At 33.7% G+C, this 19,361-nt stretch carries 23 protein-coding genes; 20 read left to right on the top strand and 3 right to left on the bottom strand.

The features are described 5' to 3' along the window. The first annotated feature begins 152 nt into the window (after positions 1 to 152). Complete coding sequence (locus tag C8P67_RS01175) at positions 153 to 575, top strand: hypothetical protein (RefSeq protein WP_115809521.1); 423 nt, start codon at positions 153 to 155, stop codon at positions 573 to 575. 183 nt (positions 576 to 758) lie between these two features. Next, entirely contained in the window at positions 759 to 1,673 is a 915-nt protein-coding gene (cysK, locus tag C8P67_RS01180) for a cysteine synthase A (protein WP_115809523.1), read from the top strand. 54 nt (positions 1,674 to 1,727) lie between these two features. Here the strand turns inward: cysK and C8P67_RS01185 are convergent, their stop codons facing one another. Next, positions 1,728 to 2,180, bottom strand: coding sequence for an Lrp/AsnC family transcriptional regulator (locus C8P67_RS01185; protein ID WP_115809525.1), 453 nt, complete (start codon positions 2,178 to 2,180; stop codon positions 1,728 to 1,730). Between the two features lie 153 nt (positions 2,181 to 2,333). On the opposite strand from C8P67_RS01185, the gene C8P67_RS01190 reads away from it, so the two are divergent. From C8P67_RS01190 to C8P67_RS01235, 10 genes are all read left to right on the top strand, one after another. Beyond that, positions 2,334 to 3,494, top strand: a complete 1,161-nt coding sequence (locus C8P67_RS01190) for a histidine decarboxylase (RefSeq protein ID WP_115810090.1) — start codon at positions 2,334 to 2,336, stop codon at positions 3,492 to 3,494. A 134-nt stretch (positions 3,495 to 3,628) separates the two neighbouring features. Next, positions 3,629 to 4,258 (top strand): SGNH/GDSL hydrolase family protein, encoded by a 630-nt coding sequence (locus C8P67_RS01195; RefSeq protein WP_211319878.1) that lies wholly within the window; start codon positions 3,629 to 3,631, stop codon positions 4,256 to 4,258. A gap of 141 nt (positions 4,259 to 4,399) precedes the next feature. After that, positions 4,400 to 5,191, top strand: a complete 792-nt coding sequence (gene epsC / locus C8P67_RS01200) for a serine O-acetyltransferase EpsC (RefSeq protein ID WP_115809529.1) — start codon at positions 4,400 to 4,402, stop codon at positions 5,189 to 5,191. 1 nt (position 5,192) lies between these two features. After that, positions 5,193 to 6,080, top strand: a complete 888-nt coding sequence (gene cysM, locus C8P67_RS01205; RefSeq protein ID WP_115809531.1) for a cysteine synthase CysM — start codon at positions 5,193 to 5,195, stop codon at positions 6,078 to 6,080. A gap of 79 nt (positions 6,081 to 6,159) precedes the next feature. Continuing rightward, positions 6,160 to 7,146 (top strand): aldo/keto reductase, encoded by a 987-nt coding sequence (locus C8P67_RS01210; protein WP_115809533.1) that lies wholly within the window; start codon positions 6,160 to 6,162, stop codon positions 7,144 to 7,146. 271 nt (positions 7,147 to 7,417) lie between these two features. Further along, positions 7,418 to 7,741: a metalloregulator ArsR/SmtB family transcription factor gene (locus C8P67_RS01215; RefSeq protein ID WP_115809535.1), complete on the top strand. Its 324-nt coding sequence runs from the start codon at positions 7,418 to 7,420 to the stop codon at positions 7,739 to 7,741. Between the two features lie 6 nt (positions 7,742 to 7,747). Beyond that, positions 7,748 to 8,215, top strand: coding sequence for an SRPBCC family protein (locus C8P67_RS01220; RefSeq protein WP_115809537.1), 468 nt, complete (start codon positions 7,748 to 7,750; stop codon positions 8,213 to 8,215). A gap of 2 nt (positions 8,216 to 8,217) precedes the next feature. Beyond that, a complete protein-coding gene (locus tag C8P67_RS01225) occupies positions 8,218 to 8,598 on the top strand; it encodes a DoxX family protein (RefSeq protein ID WP_115809539.1) in 381 nt (126 codons plus the stop codon). A gap of 324 nt (positions 8,599 to 8,922) precedes the next feature. Continuing rightward, a complete protein-coding gene (locus tag C8P67_RS01230; protein ID WP_115809541.1) occupies positions 8,923 to 10,941 on the top strand; it encodes a M13 family metallopeptidase in 2,019 nt (672 codons plus the stop codon). Between the two features lie 204 nt (positions 10,942 to 11,145). After that, positions 11,146 to 11,586: a hypothetical protein gene (locus C8P67_RS01235; RefSeq protein WP_115809543.1), complete on the top strand. Its 441-nt coding sequence runs from the start codon at positions 11,146 to 11,148 to the stop codon at positions 11,584 to 11,586. Positions 11,587 to 11,687: 101 nt separating this feature from the next. Here the strand turns inward: C8P67_RS01235 and C8P67_RS01240 are convergent, their stop codons facing one another. Next, a complete protein-coding gene (locus tag C8P67_RS01240; RefSeq protein WP_115809545.1) occupies positions 11,688 to 12,098 on the bottom strand; it encodes an OsmC family peroxiredoxin in 411 nt (136 codons plus the stop codon). Positions 12,099 to 12,519: 421 nt separating this feature from the next. On the opposite strand from C8P67_RS01240, the gene C8P67_RS01245 reads away from it, so the two are divergent. From C8P67_RS01245 to C8P67_RS01260, 4 genes are all read left to right on the top strand, one after another. Further along, complete coding sequence (locus tag C8P67_RS01245) at positions 12,520 to 12,984, top strand: hypothetical protein (RefSeq protein ID WP_115809547.1); 465 nt, start codon at positions 12,520 to 12,522, stop codon at positions 12,982 to 12,984. A gap of 79 nt (positions 12,985 to 13,063) precedes the next feature. Further along, complete coding sequence (gene rlmD / locus C8P67_RS01250) at positions 13,064 to 14,476, top strand: 23S rRNA (uracil(1939)-C(5))-methyltransferase RlmD (RefSeq protein ID WP_115809549.1); 1,413 nt, start codon at positions 13,064 to 13,066, stop codon at positions 14,474 to 14,476. Between the two features lie 12 nt (positions 14,477 to 14,488). After that, positions 14,489 to 15,028, top strand: a complete 540-nt coding sequence (locus tag C8P67_RS01255; protein ID WP_115809551.1) for a DUF6452 family protein — start codon at positions 14,489 to 14,491, stop codon at positions 15,026 to 15,028. After that, on the top strand, positions 15,000 to 15,824 hold the full coding sequence (locus tag C8P67_RS01260) for a DUF6048 family protein (RefSeq protein WP_115809553.1): 825 nt from the start codon (positions 15,000 to 15,002) through the stop codon (positions 15,822 to 15,824). Before C8P67_RS01255 ends, C8P67_RS01260 begins: the two co-directional genes overlap by 29 nt. A gap of 82 nt (positions 15,825 to 15,906) precedes the next feature. Here C8P67_RS01260 and C8P67_RS01265 read toward each other — a convergent pair whose 3' ends face one another. Beyond that, positions 15,907 to 16,143 carry a hypothetical protein gene (locus C8P67_RS01265; RefSeq protein WP_115809555.1) on the bottom strand — a complete coding sequence of 79 codons (237 nt, stop codon included), beginning with the start codon at positions 16,141 to 16,143 and terminating at the stop codon, positions 15,907 to 15,909. A 533-nt stretch (positions 16,144 to 16,676) separates the two neighbouring features. Between C8P67_RS01265 and C8P67_RS01270 the strand changes: the two genes are divergently transcribed. The 4 genes from C8P67_RS01270 to C8P67_RS01285 all read left to right on the top strand — a co-directional run bounded on the left by C8P67_RS01270 (position 16,677) and on the right by C8P67_RS01285 (position 19,358). Then, positions 16,677 to 17,882 (top strand): patatin-like phospholipase family protein, encoded by a 1,206-nt coding sequence (locus C8P67_RS01270; protein WP_115809557.1) that lies wholly within the window; start codon positions 16,677 to 16,679, stop codon positions 17,880 to 17,882. 38 nt (positions 17,883 to 17,920) lie between these two features. Then, on the top strand, positions 17,921 to 18,358 hold the full coding sequence (locus C8P67_RS01275) for a hypothetical protein (RefSeq protein ID WP_147298183.1): 438 nt from the start codon (positions 17,921 to 17,923) through the stop codon (positions 18,356 to 18,358). Between the two features lie 5 nt (positions 18,359 to 18,363). Next, on the top strand, positions 18,364 to 18,684 hold the full coding sequence (locus C8P67_RS01280) for a hypothetical protein (RefSeq protein ID WP_115809561.1): 321 nt from the start codon (positions 18,364 to 18,366) through the stop codon (positions 18,682 to 18,684). A gap of 77 nt (positions 18,685 to 18,761) precedes the next feature. Beyond that, positions 18,762 to 19,358 (top strand): glycoside hydrolase family 19 protein, encoded by a 597-nt coding sequence (locus C8P67_RS01285; protein ID WP_115809563.1) that lies wholly within the window; start codon positions 18,762 to 18,764, stop codon positions 19,356 to 19,358. The last annotated feature ends 3 nt before the right edge of the window (positions 19,359 to 19,361 follow it).

Here is a 19,361-nt window from a genome sequence, read left to right on the forward strand (position 1 = left end):
AGAAATCCGTTTTGTGAAAGCAAAGCGGATTTTTTATTGACTCTTTCTAAATAAATTAGTTCCAACGTTTATTATTAATATATATTTGAGAAAAATAAATCGTGCTGTTTTACTATTTCAATAAGTAGCAAATCGAAAACATTAATAATTTTATGAGAAGAACAAAATACGATATATTACTTACACTATTTTCATTATTACTTATCCCTATTCTTCTGAGTTGTGAAGAACATATTGAAACATGTGTTATTAATCCAATTTCTCCAAATCTTACAGCAAAAGAATTAAAAGAAGGTAATCTATCTACAATCTATAATGAAAATATTGAGTTCGAAATGAAAAATGCTCGTGTAGAGGAGTATAATATTTCTCAAATCACTATTGAAGGCAATTTCCCCGAAAACATAAATTACAATTCCAGTAATGGAAAAATAATATTAAATGGTATTCCTGTTCGAAAAGGAATTTATGAATTTAAAATTACAATTAGAGTGACCGAAAATGTTTATGGAGAACAAAATAAAAATATGTGTGGAGATACCGCCACCGAAAGTTATACAATCATTATAAATTAGAACAACTCTTAATCATACTTCAAAAGTCTTTTAATTATTGTTAAAATGTAAAATCCCTTTTGTGAAAGCAAAGCAGGTTTTTATTTTAAACATATCTCTATAATTTTCATAGGATTAATAAATATATAATTTTGAAAATCCCATTTTCTACCTTATATTTACTCAAATAAATCTATAACAATCATGACACATAATAACATATTAGAAACTATCGGTAACACGCCACACGTAAAAATCAACAAATTATACGGTTCAGATGCCAACGTTTGGGTAAAACTTGAAAAAACAAATCCTGGTGCCAGCATCAAGGACAGAATTGCTCTTTCTATGGTGGAAGACGCTGAACAAAAAGGATTACTGCAAAAAGGAAGCACCATCATCGAGGCCACATCAGGAAATACAGGTATTGGACTGGCTATGGTTGCTGCCGTAAAAGGGTATAAATTAATTTTGGTTATGCCGGACTCTATGTCAGTAGAAAGACGCAGGCTAATGAGTATTTACGGAGCCGAATTTGTGCTTACTCCAAGAGAATTTGGCATGAAAGGTGCTCTCGCTAAAGCTGAAGAAATAGCAGGCGGGATTCCAAATTCATGGATCCCTTATCAGTTTGAAAACCCCGCAAATATTGAAATCCACAAAAACACTACTGCACAGGAAATCATAAAAGCTTTTCCTAATGGATTGGATTATCTGATTACCGGAGTTGGAACAGGAGGACACATTACAGGCTGTGCCGAAGCGCTGAAACAGCATTATCCAAACCTGAAAGTTTTCGCTGTAGAACCAGAATTATCTCCTGTCATAAGTGGCGGAACTCATTCTCCTCACCCTATTCAAGGTATTGGAGCAGGATTTATCCCAACTAACTTGCATACTGAAGCTCTCGACGGAACTATACAGGTAAGCAAAGATGAAGCTTTTGAATTCGCACAAAGAGCTGCCAAAGAGGAAGGTATTCTTCTAGGAATTTCCTCAGGAGCGTCATTGGCCGCTGTTGCTAAAAAACTTAAAGAAATCCCAGCAGGATCGAAAGTACTGACCTTTTGCTACGACACAGGGGAACGTTATTTAAGCATAGAAGGTTTATTTGAATAAAAATAAAATCCTCAATATATAACCGATTTGTGAAAGCAGATCGGTTTTTTTATGCTATAAATTATAGGCAAAATCGTTTTTGATTTCCTCCATTACAAAAGAACTCTGTACATTCGAAATCCCTTTGATTACTGATAATTTATTGATCACAAACTTTTGATATTCATTCATGTCATTAACAGCGACTTTCAGCAAAAAATCATAATTTCCCGAAACGTGAAAACAGCCTGTAACTTCGGGCAATACCAAAATATGCTGTTTAAAATCATCTATTAATTCTCTGGAATGCACCGCCAAAGTTACCTGACAATAGACGCTGATGGATTTGCCAATTTTATCAGCATCCAGCAAAGCCACATAATTTTTTATGTATTTTTTTTGCTCTAGTTTTTTAATCCTCTCGAAAGTCGGAGAAACAGACAATCCTACTTTTTCTGCAATTTCCTTTGTGTTTTGCTTCGCATCCTCCTGTAAAAGCATCAATATTTTTTTGTCTATGGCATCCATCTCAGAATAATTATATGGTTACAGAAAAAAGAAACTATGAATTCAATATTAAAAAACTGAATATTTATTCAAATTTAGAATTATATTTTGAATATTAATCAATATAAAGAATTACAATTCTTAAAAACTACATTTACAGTAAAAAAAAACAATATGAAATCCATATCAGAATCATTATCGGAACAAGACAATCAGCGTTTATTCGAATTGAATCAATACATCGAAAATGCCCGAGATAATTTCTTGGGTTATCCGGTATCGAAAGATTTTGATTATTCGGAAATCAATCATTTTTTAAAATATCCTATCAATAATCTAGGCGATCCTTTTGAGGACTGCACTTATAAGGTACAAACCCACGAACTGGAAAGAGAAGTCGTTGCTTTTTTTGCCAAATTATTCCGCGCCAATCCAAAAGATTACTGGGGTTATGTTACCAATGGAGGTTCCGAAAGCAATTTATACGGATTGTATCTCGCTCGTGAATTATATCCAAAAGCAATGGTTTATTATTCGGAATCAACTCATTACAGTGTCCGCAAAAACATTCATTTACTTAATATTCCGAGTATCGTAATCCGTTCGCAGGAAAACGGCGAGATTGATTATACCGATTTTGAAAACACTGTAAAAATGAACCGTCACAAACCTGCCATTGTGCTGACTACTTTTGGCACGACCATGAAAGAAGCCAAAGATGATGTTTCAAAGATTAAGAATATCCTAAAAGGACTAGCCATTCAAGACAGCTACATTCATTGTGATGCGGCTTTATCCGGAAGTTACGGAGCTTTTATGGAACCTCGACTACCTTTTGACTTTACAGATGGAGCCGACAGCATTTCCATCAGCGGCCATAAATTTATTGGTTCCCCAATCCCAACAGGAGTAATTATCACTAAACGATCCAACAGAGACCGAATCTCCAAAGGAATTTCATACATCGGATCTTTGGATACAACCATTACAGGATCCCGAAACGGTCATTGTCCATTATTTTTATGGTATGCGATAAAAAAACTAGGAACTGAAGGTTTGAAAAAACGCTATCTCCACAGTCTTGAAACAGCCGAATATTGTGAACAAAAACTAAAAAACATAGGCATTCCTGCTTGGAGAAATCCAAATTCCATCACAGTAGTTTTTCCAAAAATTGCAGAAAAAGTCAAATCCAAATGGCAATTGGCAACCGAAGGCGATATATCACACGTTATCTGCATGCCTAATGTTACCAAGGAACAAATTAATTTATTCATCAATGATATAGAAAACTGTATTGAAAATCCTGAAGAATTGGTAGAATTTGGTTTCTAAGTATAAGTTGCGGATTAAAATGATTTCCACCGATTAAATCCTTAAAATCATTTTAATCTGTGGCTTTTATTTTTAAAGATTAGTTTTAACTTTGAATAAAACAAAACTACATGCTTTCTGTTTTCAAAATTATCATGGAGAAAAAAATCAAAAATCCAGATTGGGGATATTTAAACAGATACAAAGATGAAAATGCTAAAATTACATCTCTTTCATTCGAAGAAAAAAGAATAGTATTTTTTGGTGATTCGATCACAGCTGGCTGGGAAACACATGATCCAGAATTCTTTGCAAGCAAAAAGCTTATAAATAGAGGCATTAATGGTCAGACAACTTCGCAAATGATGCTGCGTTTTAGACCCGATGTAATAGAACTCAAGCCGGCCTCAGTTATTATTTTGGCGGGAACCAATGATATCGCTGGGAATACAGGTCCTACTACACTCAAAACTATTCTTGGCAATCTTATATCGATGTGTGAATTAGCCAAAGCGAATGATATAAATCCAATTTTATGCTCCGTTCTGCCCGCTTTTGATTATCCTTGGCGTAAAGGAATACTGCCCGCAGAAAAAATTTCGAATCTAAATTTCATGATAAAAAAATATGCTGCAGCAAATAATATTGTGTATGTGGATTATCACTCGGCGATGGCTGATGAACAAAACGGCATGAAATCAATTTATTCAGAAGACGGGGTTCATCCAAATGAACATGGCTATCTCATTATGAAATCGATACTAAAATCTGTTATTTCGATGTGATATAATTCTCAAAAATACAGGATTATGTTATATCTCTTAAAACCTTTTTGCTCTAGCTAATTCTTTAGAGAATCGTTGTTATTTTTTCTAAAAAACACCTTACTTTTACCTCTTCATAAATAACGATACAATTTCATAATCATGACCAAAGATCTGATTGTTCAAAATATTAGTGCTTTAAAGAATGATTTCACTATAAATTATAGCATAAAGACTAAAACTGAAGCCTTTACCGAAAAATTATTTTATACCTTATTTGATTCTAATGCACCATTAAATGAAAGCATTGATGAATTAGAAAAACAATTCAAGGAAATTGCTTCTCTAGCCTGCAAAAAACCGCAAGACTGCTGCGAAAGTGCATGGTTTAGTTTTTTAGACAAGCTCCCTAAAGTATTGGAAAATTTAAATAAAGACGCCTCTTATATTTTAGAAAACGATCCAGCTTCTAATGGAATTGAAGAAATTTACCTCGCCTATCCAGGATTTTACGCTATTGCCATTTATAGACTGAGCCACGAATTGTACTTACTTGACCTGATGCTTTTTTCAAGATTAATGAGTGAATATGCCCATCGTATCACTGGAACTGATATTCATGCAGGCGCAGATATTGCTTCGCCGTTTTTCATAGATCACGCTACCGGAATCGTAATTGGAGAAACTGCGGTTATCGAAAAAAACGTAAAAATATACCAAGGAGTAACTTTGGGAGCATTGAGCGTAAGCAAGGAGATGAAAAACTCAAAAAGACATCCCACAGTAGAAAAAAATGTCTGCATTTATGCCAATGCAACCATTTTGGGAGGCAATACAATTATAGGCAAAAACAGTATAGTTGGTGGAAATTCATGGGTTACTAAATCTATTCCTCATGATTCAATCGTGTTGAACACTACCACAACGGAAGTCAAAATAAAAGAAAAAAAGTAAAATGAATACCTATAAATTAACAGAATTAATTGGGAATACTCCATTAGTAGAGACCGTCAATTTGGTAGCAAATAAAAATGTAAAACTTCTTTTAAAACTTGAAGGCAACAATCCAGGAGGAAGTGTAAAAGACCGCGCTGCCTACAATATGATTGCTTCAGCCGTTGAAAGAGGAGATATCAAAAAAGGAGACAAATTAATTGAAGCAACGAGCGGTAACACCGGAATTGCTTTAGCCATGATAGCCCAATTATTCAATATTGAGATTGAATTGGTATTACCCGAAGACTCAACTATTGAACGCACATTAACAATGCAGGCGTATGGTGCGACAGTTATTCAGACACCCGCAAGCGAAGGAATCATCGGTTCCAGAGATTATGCTGATAAGAAAGTTGCCGAAGGCGGTTATGTTATGCTGAATCAATTTGCCAATGATGATAACTGGAAAGCACACTACAAAACTACAGGTCCCGAAATCTGGAATGATACAGACGGAACGGTAACTCATTTTGTATCGGCAATGGGAACTACAGGAACAATAATAGGAACTTCTGCCTATTTGAAAGAAAAAAATCCAAACATCCAAATCGTAGGCGCACAACCTAGTGATGGATCTCAGATTCCAGGTATTAGAAAGTGGCCACAAGAATATCTGCCTCAAATTTATGATGCCTCAAAAGTCGATCTTACTGTAGATATCAGCGAAGAAGAAGCCCGCATAATGACCAAAAGATTGGCAAAAGAAGAAGGTATTTTTGCAGGAATGAGCAGCGGAGGATCTGTCGCAGTCGCAGTAAAAATTGCCAACCAACTGAAATCAGGTGTGATTGTAGCAATAATCTGTGATCGAGGAGATCGTTATTTATCTTCAGATTTATTTGATTGAGAAAAGATGCTAAGATTCTGATTTTATAAGCTTTAAAAACTTAGAAACTTAGAAACTCAGAAACTTTAAAAGAAAAAAAATGAACTATAGAAAACTAGGTAAAACCAATTTTAATATTTCAGAAATATCACTTGGCACTTGGCAAGTGGGCGGAAAATGGGGTTCTCCCTTTAATGACAAAACTGCCGACGAATTAATCAATACCGCTATCGATAACGGAGTAAATTTTATTGATACTGCCGATGTTTATGAAAATGGATTGAGCGAAACTGCAGTTGGACGTGTTGTACGTTCCCGTTCAGAACGTATTTATGTAGCTACAAAATGTGGCCGTCATATCAATCCGCATGTAAATGAAGGTTATCAGCCAAAAGTTTTACAGCAATATGTAGAAGACAGCTTAAAAAGAATGAAGCTGGAAACAATCGATCTTATTCAGCTGCACTGTCCTCCTACCGAAGTATATTATCGTCCTGAAATATTTGAAATGTTTGACCGCCTTAAAGATCAGGGTAAGATTTTAAACTTAGGCGTAAGCGTTGAAAAAGTTGAAGAAGCCTTAAAAGCTATTGAATATTCTAATGTAACTACCGTTCAGATTATTTTTAATTTGTTTCGTCAGCGTCCGTCTGAATTATTTTTTCAGGAAGCTAAAAGAAAAGACATCGGAATTATTGCCAGAGTTCCTCTAGCAAGCGGTCTATTGACTGGAAAATTTGATGCTAAAACTACTTTTGACGCTCAGGATCATCGTAATTTTAATCGCAATGGAGATGCTTTTGATAAAGGTGAAACTTTTTCAGGGATAGATTATGAATTGGGATTAAAAGCCGTTGATGCTTTAAAAGCATTATTTCCCGAAACTGAAAACCTGGCTCCTATTGCCTTACAGTGGATTTTGAGCTTTAATGAAATCAGCTGTATTATTCCAGGTGCATCAAAGGAAAGCCATGTTATGTCTAATCTGTCAGTATATGATTTACCAAAACTGACTCCTGAAAAAATCAAGGCCATGAATGCTATTTATGAGCAGTACATCAAACCGCAGGTGCATCAGCTTTGGTAAAATAGTCTTATTTAAAAAAATTAGATTCCATTTATTACGAGGACTAAAGCAATCCCATACTGGATTTTCATTATGAATATTTGCCAGTAACAATGTATTTGCTTTATTCCTCGTTATCATTTAGCATAAAAAGAAAATCAGCAAACTCCACTGTATCATTAAATTACATCCTAAAAATTCTTTCTAACATTTAATATCAAATGGAAAAATCTTCATAAAAATTTGCGTAGTTAAATAACTACACTTATATTTGAAGTCAAATAACTACACAATGATATTAAGAAGAGACGTATTTCAAGCTTTAGCAGACCCAACACGCAGATCCATATTACTGCTAGTCGCTGCACAATCCATGACTGCAGGTGCCATAGCATCCAACTTTGACACCGCAAGACCCACAGTTTCAAAACACCTTCAAATTCTAACTGAATGTGAGCTGTTACTTCAAGTACAGAATGGTCGGGAAATATCCTATCACTTTAATGCTCAAAAGATGAAAGAAGTGGCAGATTTCATTGAACCATTCCGCCAAATGTGGGAAGAACGATTCAATACATTAGAAACTGTAATGAAAAATTATAAACCTAAAGAATAATTTAAAATGGAACAGAAAACAAAAATCAATGCCGAAGATGGTAAACAGGATCTGGTCATAACAAGGGAATTTAATTTGCCTTTGGATTTGCTTTTTAAAGCTTACACAGAATCAGAACTTGTTGAACAATGGATGGGCACAAAAGTCCTGAAATTGGATAACAAAAATCACGGAAGCTATCAATTTGAAACCTCAAATAATGGTGTTGTCATGTTTAAGGCTAACGGAACCATTCACGAATTTGTTCCAAACCAAAAAATCGTACGGACATTTGAAATGGAGAATATGCCGATTGGTGTTCAGCTTGAATTTTTAGAATTTGAAAAAATTACCGAAAATACAAGCAATTTAAGAATTCATATCATTTACAAATCGGTAGCACACAGGGAACAGCAGCTAAAAATGCCTTTTGCTTATGGCTTAAATATGGCTCACAATAAATTAGAGGAAATAGCAACTAAATTAAATAAATAATCATGGAAAAACGCAACAAAATAATATACTGGATCGCAACATTATGGCTTGCTTTGGGAATGACATCAACAGGAATTGTACAATTAATTAAAATGGACGAAGAAGTTAAAAACTTTTCTAACTTAGGTTATCCTTTATATTTAATGAGCATCCTAGGGGTTTGGAAAATTTTAGGCGTTATTACAATACTTATCCCAAAATTTCCTCTATTAAAAGAATGGACGTATGCTGGCTTTTTCTTTGCCATGTCGGGCGCTGCTATTTCTCATATAATTATTGGAGACAACCCAACAACACTTATCGGACCATTATTACTATTATTTTTGACAATAGTATCATGGTATTTAAGACCAGTTTCTAGAAAAACAGCGTTCCAAAATTAATTCAAATAAAAAAATCTGAATTCTTGAAACTATTTCACCGCAGCTGAGACATATACATTGCTATTTATTTAAAACAGTAGTATCAAAATCAGACAGAATAGCTCCTCAGATTCAATATTTTTTATTAGTTTAAAATAACTAATTAATAAGACAAAGCGTATATAACACTAAATTTATTGGATATTTTTCACGAGATTTGACATATATGTTATATTTTTATCAAATAATCATACAAATTTCAGATTACAGAATACTTACTTAATAATTTAAATTCGAATATTCAAAACAAAGTTATATTAACAAATTATTTTAAACTAGAATTAAATGAGAAATTATACAATCGCTTGTATAGGTATTTTACTAGCAGCCACATCTTGTCAAAAGAAAGAAGAACTTACTTCGGGTATTGTTCGAAAAAACATGGACACCTTGGTCAAGCCTGGGGATGACTTTAATAAATTTGTAAATGGCAATTGGGAAAAAGTAACACAAATACCCGCAGATAAAGCTTCTTATGGTGCTTTTTATGTCCTTGATGATCAATCAAAAAAAGGCACAAAAGCAATTATTGAAGAAGCTGCAAAAGCAAACACTGCAAAAGGCAGCGATGAACAAAAAATCGGTGATTTTTATTCTTCATTTATGGACAGAAAAACTCGAGACAGCAAAGGTATTTCACCAATCCAGCCTGAATTTGCAAAAATAGACGCTATAAAAAACTATACTGATTTAGCTGCTTACTTTGGTCATGCGAATCGTTTGGGACTGAAGTCACCTTTCGAAATTTCAGTTACAAATGATTTCAAAGACCCTACAAAATATAGTGCTATGACCTGGCAGGATGGCTTGGGACTACCCGATAGAGACTATTACCTTGCGGCAGATTCTAAAATGAAAGAAATCCGAACCAAATATATAGTACATCTTGAAGCTATGCTAAAATTAGCTGGTCTGGAAAATCCAGCCGAAAAAGCTAAAACAATCATGGCGCTTGAAACTACTTTGGCTGCAAATCAAATGAAGAAAGAAGATACTCGTGATATACAGAAATTATACAATCCTTATGCTTCAGCAGATTTAAAAACTTTAATGCCGGATTTTGATTGGTCGGCAATGTTAAAAGAATCTGGCTTTGACAAAGAAAAAAAGATAATTATAGGACAAGTAGAGTATACAAAAAAATTAAACAGCATAATAAAATCTACTCCTATCGATACATGGAAAACCTACCTAAAATGGGGAGTTATAGATAATGCAGCTACGAGTTTAACGACAGTATTTGATAATCAAAATTTTGATTTCTTTGGAAAAACTTTATATGGTACCGAGAAACAAGAAGAAGACTGGAAACGCGGAGTAAGAACCGTAAATAACAATTTAGGCGAAATCGTAGGTAAAGTATACGTTAAAAAACATTTTTCTCCAGAAGCTAAAGAGAAAATGACTGAATTAGTAAAAAATCTATTGAAAGCCTATGCTGAAAGCATCAAAAAACTAGATTGGATGACTGAAGCTACCAAAAAAGAAGCTCTTAAAAAAGTTGACAAATTCATGATTAAAATTGGGTATCCTGATACTTGGAAAGATTATTCCAAAGTTGCCATTGACAAAACCGATTTATATGGAAATATAGAAAGAGCAACGGCTTTTGAATACCAGCGAAATCTTGACAAACTAGGAAAACCAGTAGACAGAACTGAATGGGGAATGACACCGCAAACAGTTAATGCATACTACAACCCAACATTAAACGAGATCGTATTTCCTGCAGCTATACTACAGCCTCCATTTTTTGACATTAATGCTGACGATGCGGTGAACTATGGCGGAATTGGCGCAGTAATTGGACATGAAATTGGACATGGTTTCGATGATCAGGGAAGCACATTTGATGGTGAAGGTGTAATGAAAAACTGGTGGTCTCCAGCAGATTTAAAAGCATTTAAAGCAAAAACAAACGCTTTAGTAGGACAATACAATGAATTTAAAGCTTTCCCAGATTTAAATGTAAACGGTACTTATACTCTTGGCGAAAATATTGGTGATCTTGGTGGATTAAGCATTGCAATTAAAGCTTACAAAATGTCTCTCAACGGAAAAGAAGCTCCTGTTTTAGATGGATATACAGGAATTCAGCGTGTATTTCTTGGATGGGGACAAGTATGGGCTGAAAAAAGCAGAGAAAAAGCACTGCGCAGCCAAATTGCAACCGATCCTCATTCACCTGCTAACTTCAGAGTAAATGGAGTAGTTCGTAATGTTCCTGAATTCTATGAAGCATTTAATATTAAACCAACTGACAAACTATACCTTGCTCCTGAAAAAAGGGTAAAAATCTGGTAAACATTAAAATTCATACAAAACTAAAAGATGCCGTCTCACAAATTGCTGAGGCGGTTTTTTTATCCCTCTCTGTCAGCTTCACAATTTAAGACACAAACAATAATTTTATTAAATTCGGTTTCCCAATACAAAGTACATTTCACAAACTGGTTAAAGTCTGCAAATACAGAATACTATTAAAAACCAGTTCAAAAGCAAAAAAGAATGTTCAATAAATCTAAATTTAAAGAGTGGTTTGATCGCTACAAATATTCTGAACTGGCAGCTACCAGCGCAGCATTGATTGCGTCACAATTCAGCAGGATTTTTAGCGGACTGACTACTGCATACATAATTACATTTGCAGAATATTTTGCTTTTTATGGTGTCATAATTTACAGATCTTATAAAACAAAAGTCGCACTAAAAGACAATAATCAAAAGACAACTTTTAAAGAAATAGTGGTTTTGATTAGGGATTTATTACTCGAGTTTGGCTATCCCGCAATTTTGGATTTCTTTTTTATTAGACCATTCTGCATGTACTGGATGCCAATATTAACTGGAAACTATTTCGCTGGAATTATTTTAGGAAAAATTACCGCCGACTGTTTCTTCTACTTTTTATCGATTATTAACTACGAACTGATAAAGAAGAAATCTTAATTGTCTTTAAATTTTAACCGCAAAGGCTACAAGTAATCCACAAGATTACAAAGTGTCACTTCAATTTATTTTCTTTGCAGACTTTGCGGCTAAATAATGTTTTAAACCAAAGTTGCCACTGTAGAAATTTCGGTATTGAATAATTTTGAAATAGGACAGTTTTTTTCTGCCTTAGTCACTAATTCCTGAAAAGTCTCGTTTGAAATTCCTTCGATTTTTGCAGTTACTGTTAATTGAGAACTATTAATTGTTCCCTCCAGTAAACTAATATCACACTTTGTTTCTATGCTTTCTATAACAGCACTTGTCTCCCCGATAAAAGCAGTAAGCTGCATAGTAAAACAGCCTGCATGAGCAGCTGCTGCAAGTTCTTCGGGATTAGTACCTACTCCTTCATCGAATCGTGATTTGAAAGAATATTGAGTATTCTCTAAGGTTTTACTTTGAGTTGTTAATTTTCCAGCTCCTTCTTTCAGGGAACCATTCCAGACTGCGGTTGCGTTTCTTTTCATAATAGTTTTATTAGTTTACTCAAATTTAAGTTTTTACTAAATGAAATATTTTTTAGAGAGAGTTATTTAACTAAAATTTAATAACAGATTAATTGCAGTAAAATCATTGAATAATACACAAGGTGGTTACCAAAAAATAAAAAAAAACATCTACTTGTGATATAACTGCAACTCTATCTGCTATAAAATGTGTGAAAAACCAATATTTATCTTCTTTAATTACTACCATTAGAATTAAAAAAACTGATTTACTTTTTAAATTAACAACTTAATCATTTTCAATCATAAATCACTTTGTTTCTCTCAGTCCTTAATTAACCAAAATACTTGAATTACAGTGTAAATCGAGATTAAGCGCCACAAAAGAAGATTTATTTGTACTTTTAATAAAAATCTTTCGTTGTAATAAAAAATGTAGTCTATGAGAAAATTTATTTTAATAATCTGTATACTAACGCTTTTTGGATGCAAAACAAAAAATGTAAATGGAAAGCTGATTGGTAAAAGCATTGATACTTCGAAATTAAGTACTGAACAGGAGTCCCAAAAAAATAAAGCCTATGAATTAGGAAAAAGACTTTTGATGACCTGCAATACCTCAAAATTTAAACCTTTTAATAAAAGCGAAGCTACAGACAAAGTTATTGCCAACTCAACCGAAAAAAAAGTCAAAGAGATTGGTGCAAAATACAGCCTGAAATATGGTCATTTTAAAGACCTTGAATTTATAGAAATGATTCCGAACAAGACTGACAACACAAATATTTTTAGGTTTAAAGCTCTTTTTGATTATGATAAAGCCAATAAGGAACTTCGGGTAACGATGAACGCTGCAAATAAAATTTCAGGCATTACGACTAAAGACTGGAAAGATGAATATCAGTGAAAAATTGCTGGGTTTCATTTTTAATAAAAAAAATTAAAATTAAAATCTAAAAACAAATCCAAAGCATTATTTTTGCGCCATGGCAAAGAAAAATACAGACAAGGTTGTCTTTCATCAAATAAAAGTCCTTGATGCTGGTGCAAAAGGCGTTTCGGTTGCAAAAGCTCCCGATGGTAAAGTTGTTTTTATTCCAAATGTAGTTCCTGGTGATGTTGTTGACGTTCAGACTTTCAAGAAACGCAAAGCATATTATGAAGGAAAAGCGGTTCATTTTCATGAGTTTTCAGAACATCGTGTAGATCCAATATGCGAACACTTTGGAGTTTGCGGCGGATGCAAATGGCAGAATATGAATTATGGCCAGCAGCTTTTCTTTAAACAGAATGAGGTAAAAAATCATTTACAGCGCATTGGCAAAATTGAACTTCCTGAATTTGAATCAATCCTAGGTTCTGAAAAAAAGTTTTTCTACAGAAATAAAATGGAATTTTCGTTTTCTAACAGCCGCTGGTTAACCGAAGCTGAAATTGGAAGTGAAGAAGATTTAGGCAACAGAAATGCACTTGGTTTCCATATTCCAAAAATGTGGGACAAAATCCTTGACATCAACAAATGTCATTTACAGGAAGATCCATCAAATGCTATCCGAAATGAAGTACGCGCTTTTGCAAATGCAAACGGTTTGACTTTTTTTAATCCCAGAGCACACGAAGGTTTATTGAGAACGCTGATGCTAAGAACAGCTTCGACTGGAGAAATCATGGTTTTGATTCAGTTTTTTGAAAACGATAAAAAGAACCGTGAATTGATTCTGGATCACCTTTACGAGAAATTCCCTCAGATTACTTCCCTTCAATATGTAGTTAACAATAAAGCAAACGACACTTTATACGATACTGATATTAAATTATACAAAGGAAGAGATTACATCCTTGAGGAAATGGAAGGATTGAAATTTAGTATTAATGCTAAATCTTTCTACCAGACCAACTCCGATCAAGCATACGAATTATACAAAATTACCAGAGATTTTGCGGGTTTAACCGGAAATGAAATTGTTTATGATTTATACACTGGAACTGGAACTATTGCTCAGTTTGTATCCAAAAAAGCAAAAAAAGTAATTGGTGTAGAAAGTGTTCCAGATGCTATTAAAGATGCAAAAGCAAATGCGGAACGCAACAACATTGATAATTGCGAATTCTTTGTCGGTGATATGAAAGTTGTTTTTAACGACGCTTTTATTGCACAGCACGGACACCCGGATGTCATTATCACTGACCCGCCACGTGACGGAATGCACAAAGATGTTGTAGAGCAAATTATGAAAATAGGACCTCAAAAAGTAGTTTATGTAAGCTGTAACTCGGCTACTCAAGCCAGAGATTTGGCTTTGATGGATGAAAAATACAAGGTAACACGAGTTCGCCCAGTTGATATGTTTCCGCAGACGCATCACGTTGAAAATGTTGTACTTTTGGAAAGACGATAAGCCACTGCATAAATGAAAAAAATACTTGCTTTTTTAATGATTCTTGGTTTCGCTTCTTCCAGCTGCGAGCCCGATGATATTTGTGATCCCACCACTCCTACTACGCCGAGGATGAAAATTGAGTTTTATAACATTAAGATTCCTTCTCAATTGAAAGATGTTGATAATTTAAAAGTAATAGGAGAAGGAATGACCGAAGGTGTCGTGCTGAATCCCACAGCAACTGGTAATTCAAAATATCTGGCTAATGGGAACACTATTTTACTTCCTTTAAACACTGAAGCTGACCTTGTAAAATACACGTTTATATTAAATTTCGATAACGACAATCCATTACTTGTACACGAAGACAATTTGGAATTCAATTACAAACGAGTAAATTCGTATGTATCAAGAGCATGTGGCTTTAAAACTACATTCGATTTAAATGAAGATGAACCTTTCATATTAAGTGATTCGACGCCTTCTGATCCATTGTGGATTAAACGTGTACTAGTAGAACAAAATAATATATCAAGCGAAAATGAGACAATCATTAAAATATACTTTTAGTTTTTTCTTTTTTTTGTCATTATTTTTTGCGAAGGCACAAGAAAAAGCAGCTACTGCGAGTCCTCCTCCCGAAATAATAGTTAAAGGCGCTAACGGTAATACCAAAAAAGAAAAAAGTCCTGAAAAAAAACTGGAGACTGTAATCGATACTGTAAAACCAAAAACAGATCGCTATGGTTTGATTCTTGGAGTCGATGTTTTTAGAATTGCCAGATCTTTTTATGATTCCGATTATAAAGGAATAGCATTTGTTGGTGATTATCGATTGACGAAAAAATATTATGCATACGGTGAGGTTGGCAGTGAAGAAGTAACAGTTGATGATCCGCTCTTAAATACTACTACAAAAGGAGCTTATCTAAAAGTAGGATTTAATTATAATGCTTATACTAATTGGTTAGACATGGAAAATCTGATCACGATTGGTGTCCGTTATGGATTTAGTACTTTTAATGAACGATTAAATACCTATTCTATCTATAATCCGCATCCTTATTATGGGCAGACATCCGCAACTGAATCAGGGAAATCATACGATGGGCTGACAGCCAGCTGGCTTGAAGTTTCCCCTGGAATTAATGTAAAGGTATTTAATAATATATATGTTGGGTTTTCTTTACAGCTGAAAGTTTTGGTTACCAATACTGAACCAAACGGTTTTGAAAGTCTTTTTATTCCTGGTTTTAACAGAACTTATGATGGTAATTTTGGAGCCGGTTTCAATTATACCGTTTCCTATTTCATTCCAATTTACAAGAAAAAAGTTATTGCTGCAAAACCAACAACGAAGAAATAATCATAAATTAACTTCATAAAAAAAGAGCAAAATTGAATGTATGGAATTCAATTTTGCTCTTTTTTTTCAGCAGACTGATTAGCTAGCCTATTTCTTTAATCCCTTTAACAAATAACCAAGACATAAACAGTTTTTCACCGTCTCTGGTTTTGGCTGCCTGAAATTTTGGTGCTAAGAGCGTTCCAGCTATAAAGGCTGTCATTGGGATCCAAAAACCAGACAAACTGGTGTATTGCTCTACCAAATAACGAAATGCTATAAATAATATTGCAAAACAGCCAAGATTGTATAAAAATGCTCTTACTTGTAATTTTGTCATTTTCCTGTATTTAAATATGATTTTCCAAAATTAATTGAAAATCTACTTATTTATCAAAAAAAAAGTTTTTTTTATCTCGCTCTTTAAAAAAAGAATAAAAAATTTTCCCAATATTCTACAATTTAATAATAATTAACTTAAGTCTTTTTCGTATAGTATTTTGTATTAATTTTATACATCTCCAAAACGAAAAAAATTATAAATACCTAATTTACAGACAAATAAAATCCGTAATTAGTTTCCCCAAATTTATAATCGCATCCGGATTCAATTAATTATAAGCGAACTAAATTCAGTAAAACAAAATCTGTTAAATTTTTATAAATAGTATTCTACTGATAATCAATTCAATTACTATCTAAAATGGAAGAACAGCTAGCAGCATGATTGAAGTTATGTGAATTCGTTTCCTAAAATAGACAGGACGGATTGAGAATGCTGGATGATTCTATATTGCTTGAACTACTATATTTCAATCTATAATAAAATAATTCTTCAATAGAAATAGAACAGACCGAATTAATCCAAAAATCATGGCTACAAAAAAAGAAATTGCTCATACAAATTTAGGAATACCTCAAAGAAAAAAAATAATCTTAAGTATTGACGGCGGCGGAATGCGGGGTATACTTACCGTCCAATTACTAAAAAAACTGGAAGAAATAGCAGGAAGTCCTTGCTATGAATGGTGCGATATGGTGGCAGGAACCTCAACAGGGGCAATTATTTCGGGCTTGATTTTAAAAAAGAACAGTGCAAAAAAAATTGAAGAATTATATATTAATTTAGTTGCACGAGTATTTACAAAAAGAAACTTTTTAGCAAACCGCTACTACAATCCGCCGGCTTACGACAAAAAAAATTATAGAAATTTATTAAAACAGCTTATAGGAAATGATACCCTTGAAAAACTAAATCAAGAAACCAATATAGATTGCTGTTTTACTTCAAAAGACTTAAATGCTGGCGAAGAAACTTTTTTTACCTGTGTAAATAGTAACGGATTATCAAATGGTACTTATAAATCAGTCTTATTAAGAGCTGTAATGGAAGCCACCATGTCTGCTCCCACTTACTTTTCTCCTTTTGAACGATTTGTTGATGGAGGAACAACGACATATAACAATCCCACGCTTACAGCTGTACTAGAGGCATTAACTTATACAGGGAAAGATAAATATAAAGCTGATGAATTAGTAGTATTCAGTTTCGGAACAGGCACTACTTTAAGGTTTATAGATCCACTGGAAACCGATTCCATCAAAGGAATCGATGCATTATTTTGGCTCAACTATGTCATGGAAGAAACAAACAAGGATGCCAGTGAAATGCAGATTGATTTACTTCGAAGCAAACTTATAAAAGGCCTGGAGCTGAGACGGTATCAGATTTCTTTAGATAAAGCAGCCATTCAGCTGATTCCTAACAAAAGTATTAAACATATTCCAAATTTAGAGGCGGATTCACTACACGAATTAGAAAACGATGTTCTATCCAATATTGATATGGCAGATGTTACTAAATTTCCATTAATGAAGGTAATTGGTGAAGCCATGGCAGAATTTATCTGCTCAACTGATAATAATTCTAAAAAAACAGGAAATTGGTTTCAATCTGATTTTGTTGATCCAAAAACCAAAAGAGGAACTTTAGTCACTGCCCATGGCTACAAATTTATAGAAGAAATAATTCGCAATTTATCAAATAAAGACTGGATTGAAAAACAGCCCACAGCTTAGTAAAAAAACAGTCCCAACAGCTAATTATAATAAAACATATGAAAACAAAAATTCTAGTCTTTACATCTTGCTTTCTTATTTCGCTAAGCAGCTGCATATCCGTACGATTGGTACCAGATTATAGTGAAGCCATAGAAACCCAGATTATTGAAACCCAAAAACAAAATGAAAAGCTGTATATCGAATTGCTGGAACAGCCTCAGGAAAAAAGAACTTACAACAGTGTTTCCGATAAATACTTAGAAGTCGAAAGCAATATAAATTCAATATTATTTCAATATCAGACTCGTGAAAAAAATGAAGATTTTGTCAAAATGGCTAAACTTTTAAAAGATAATTTTTTACAGTACAAAAAGGAGCATAAAGACAAAAAAACACTCAATGATGGTGAAATCGCAGTATACATCGCCTTCATAAACGGTTTTTGGCAACCCTTATTAACTGCCGAAAAAGCTTTAAAAAACATTAAAAACTAAATATCATGAATTTTGACATCAACGAAGTATTAGCTGATATGCTTAACGCAATGAAAGGATCCATCAAAGACGATTGGAATGTTGTAAAAAAATCGGCTAATAATTTTATTCAAACCAAAAAAGAACGGCTGGAGCTATTGGCACAAATGAGATTAATTGGTGCAATTGATAATGATTTTTTCGAAAAAAGGCTGGCTGATGAAAAAGAAATATTGACCGCAGAATTACATTCTATTGCAATAGTTAATAAAGTCCTAGCGCAAAATGCTGCAAATGCAGCTTTCAAAGTTCTTGAAAATGTTATTGCGACAGCTCTAATAATTTAGAATTGCCACAAATTTAGTTTCAATCCCAAATCGTCAGATCAAAATATGGATAAATAATAACTAAAAATTTAATCATTATGATAAACCGGAAATTTTTCTTTGATCAAACCAAAAACAGATTGTTTGGCGGTAGTTTAAGTACAAAACAAGTTAATGGACTGACAGCCATTTTAAACGAATGGGAAGCTAATTATTCTCATAATGATGACCGCTGGCTTGCTTATATGCTCGGCACTACTCATCATGAAACCGGACGCACTATGCAGCCGATTGAAGAATGGGGAAAAGGAAAAAACCTTCCTTATGGAAACCGATTAAAAATGACAAAAGACAAAAATGGCAAAAGAATACCATATATTGATACTGCAGAACTGTTTTATGGCCGTGGATTTGTACAGCTCACTTGGTATGAAAATTACGATAAAGCAGGAAGGAAGCTCGGAAAAGATTTTTTACATAATGCGGCAGGTGTAATGGAACTATCCAATGCTACTAAAATTATGTTTTTAGGAATGACAGAAGGCTGGTTTACCGGAGCCAAACTCTCCAAATTTTTTAATCCAGCTACCGAAGACTGGAAAAATGCACGAAAAATAATTAATGGACTAGACAAATGGGATTTAATAAAGGATTATGCTTTAAGATATTATGGATCAATCAGCTATACTTTGTAAGAT

The organism is Flavobacterium aquicola (assembly GCF_003385115.1).
GTDB lineage: Bacteria > Bacteroidota > Bacteroidia > Flavobacteriales > Flavobacteriaceae > Flavobacterium > Flavobacterium aquicola.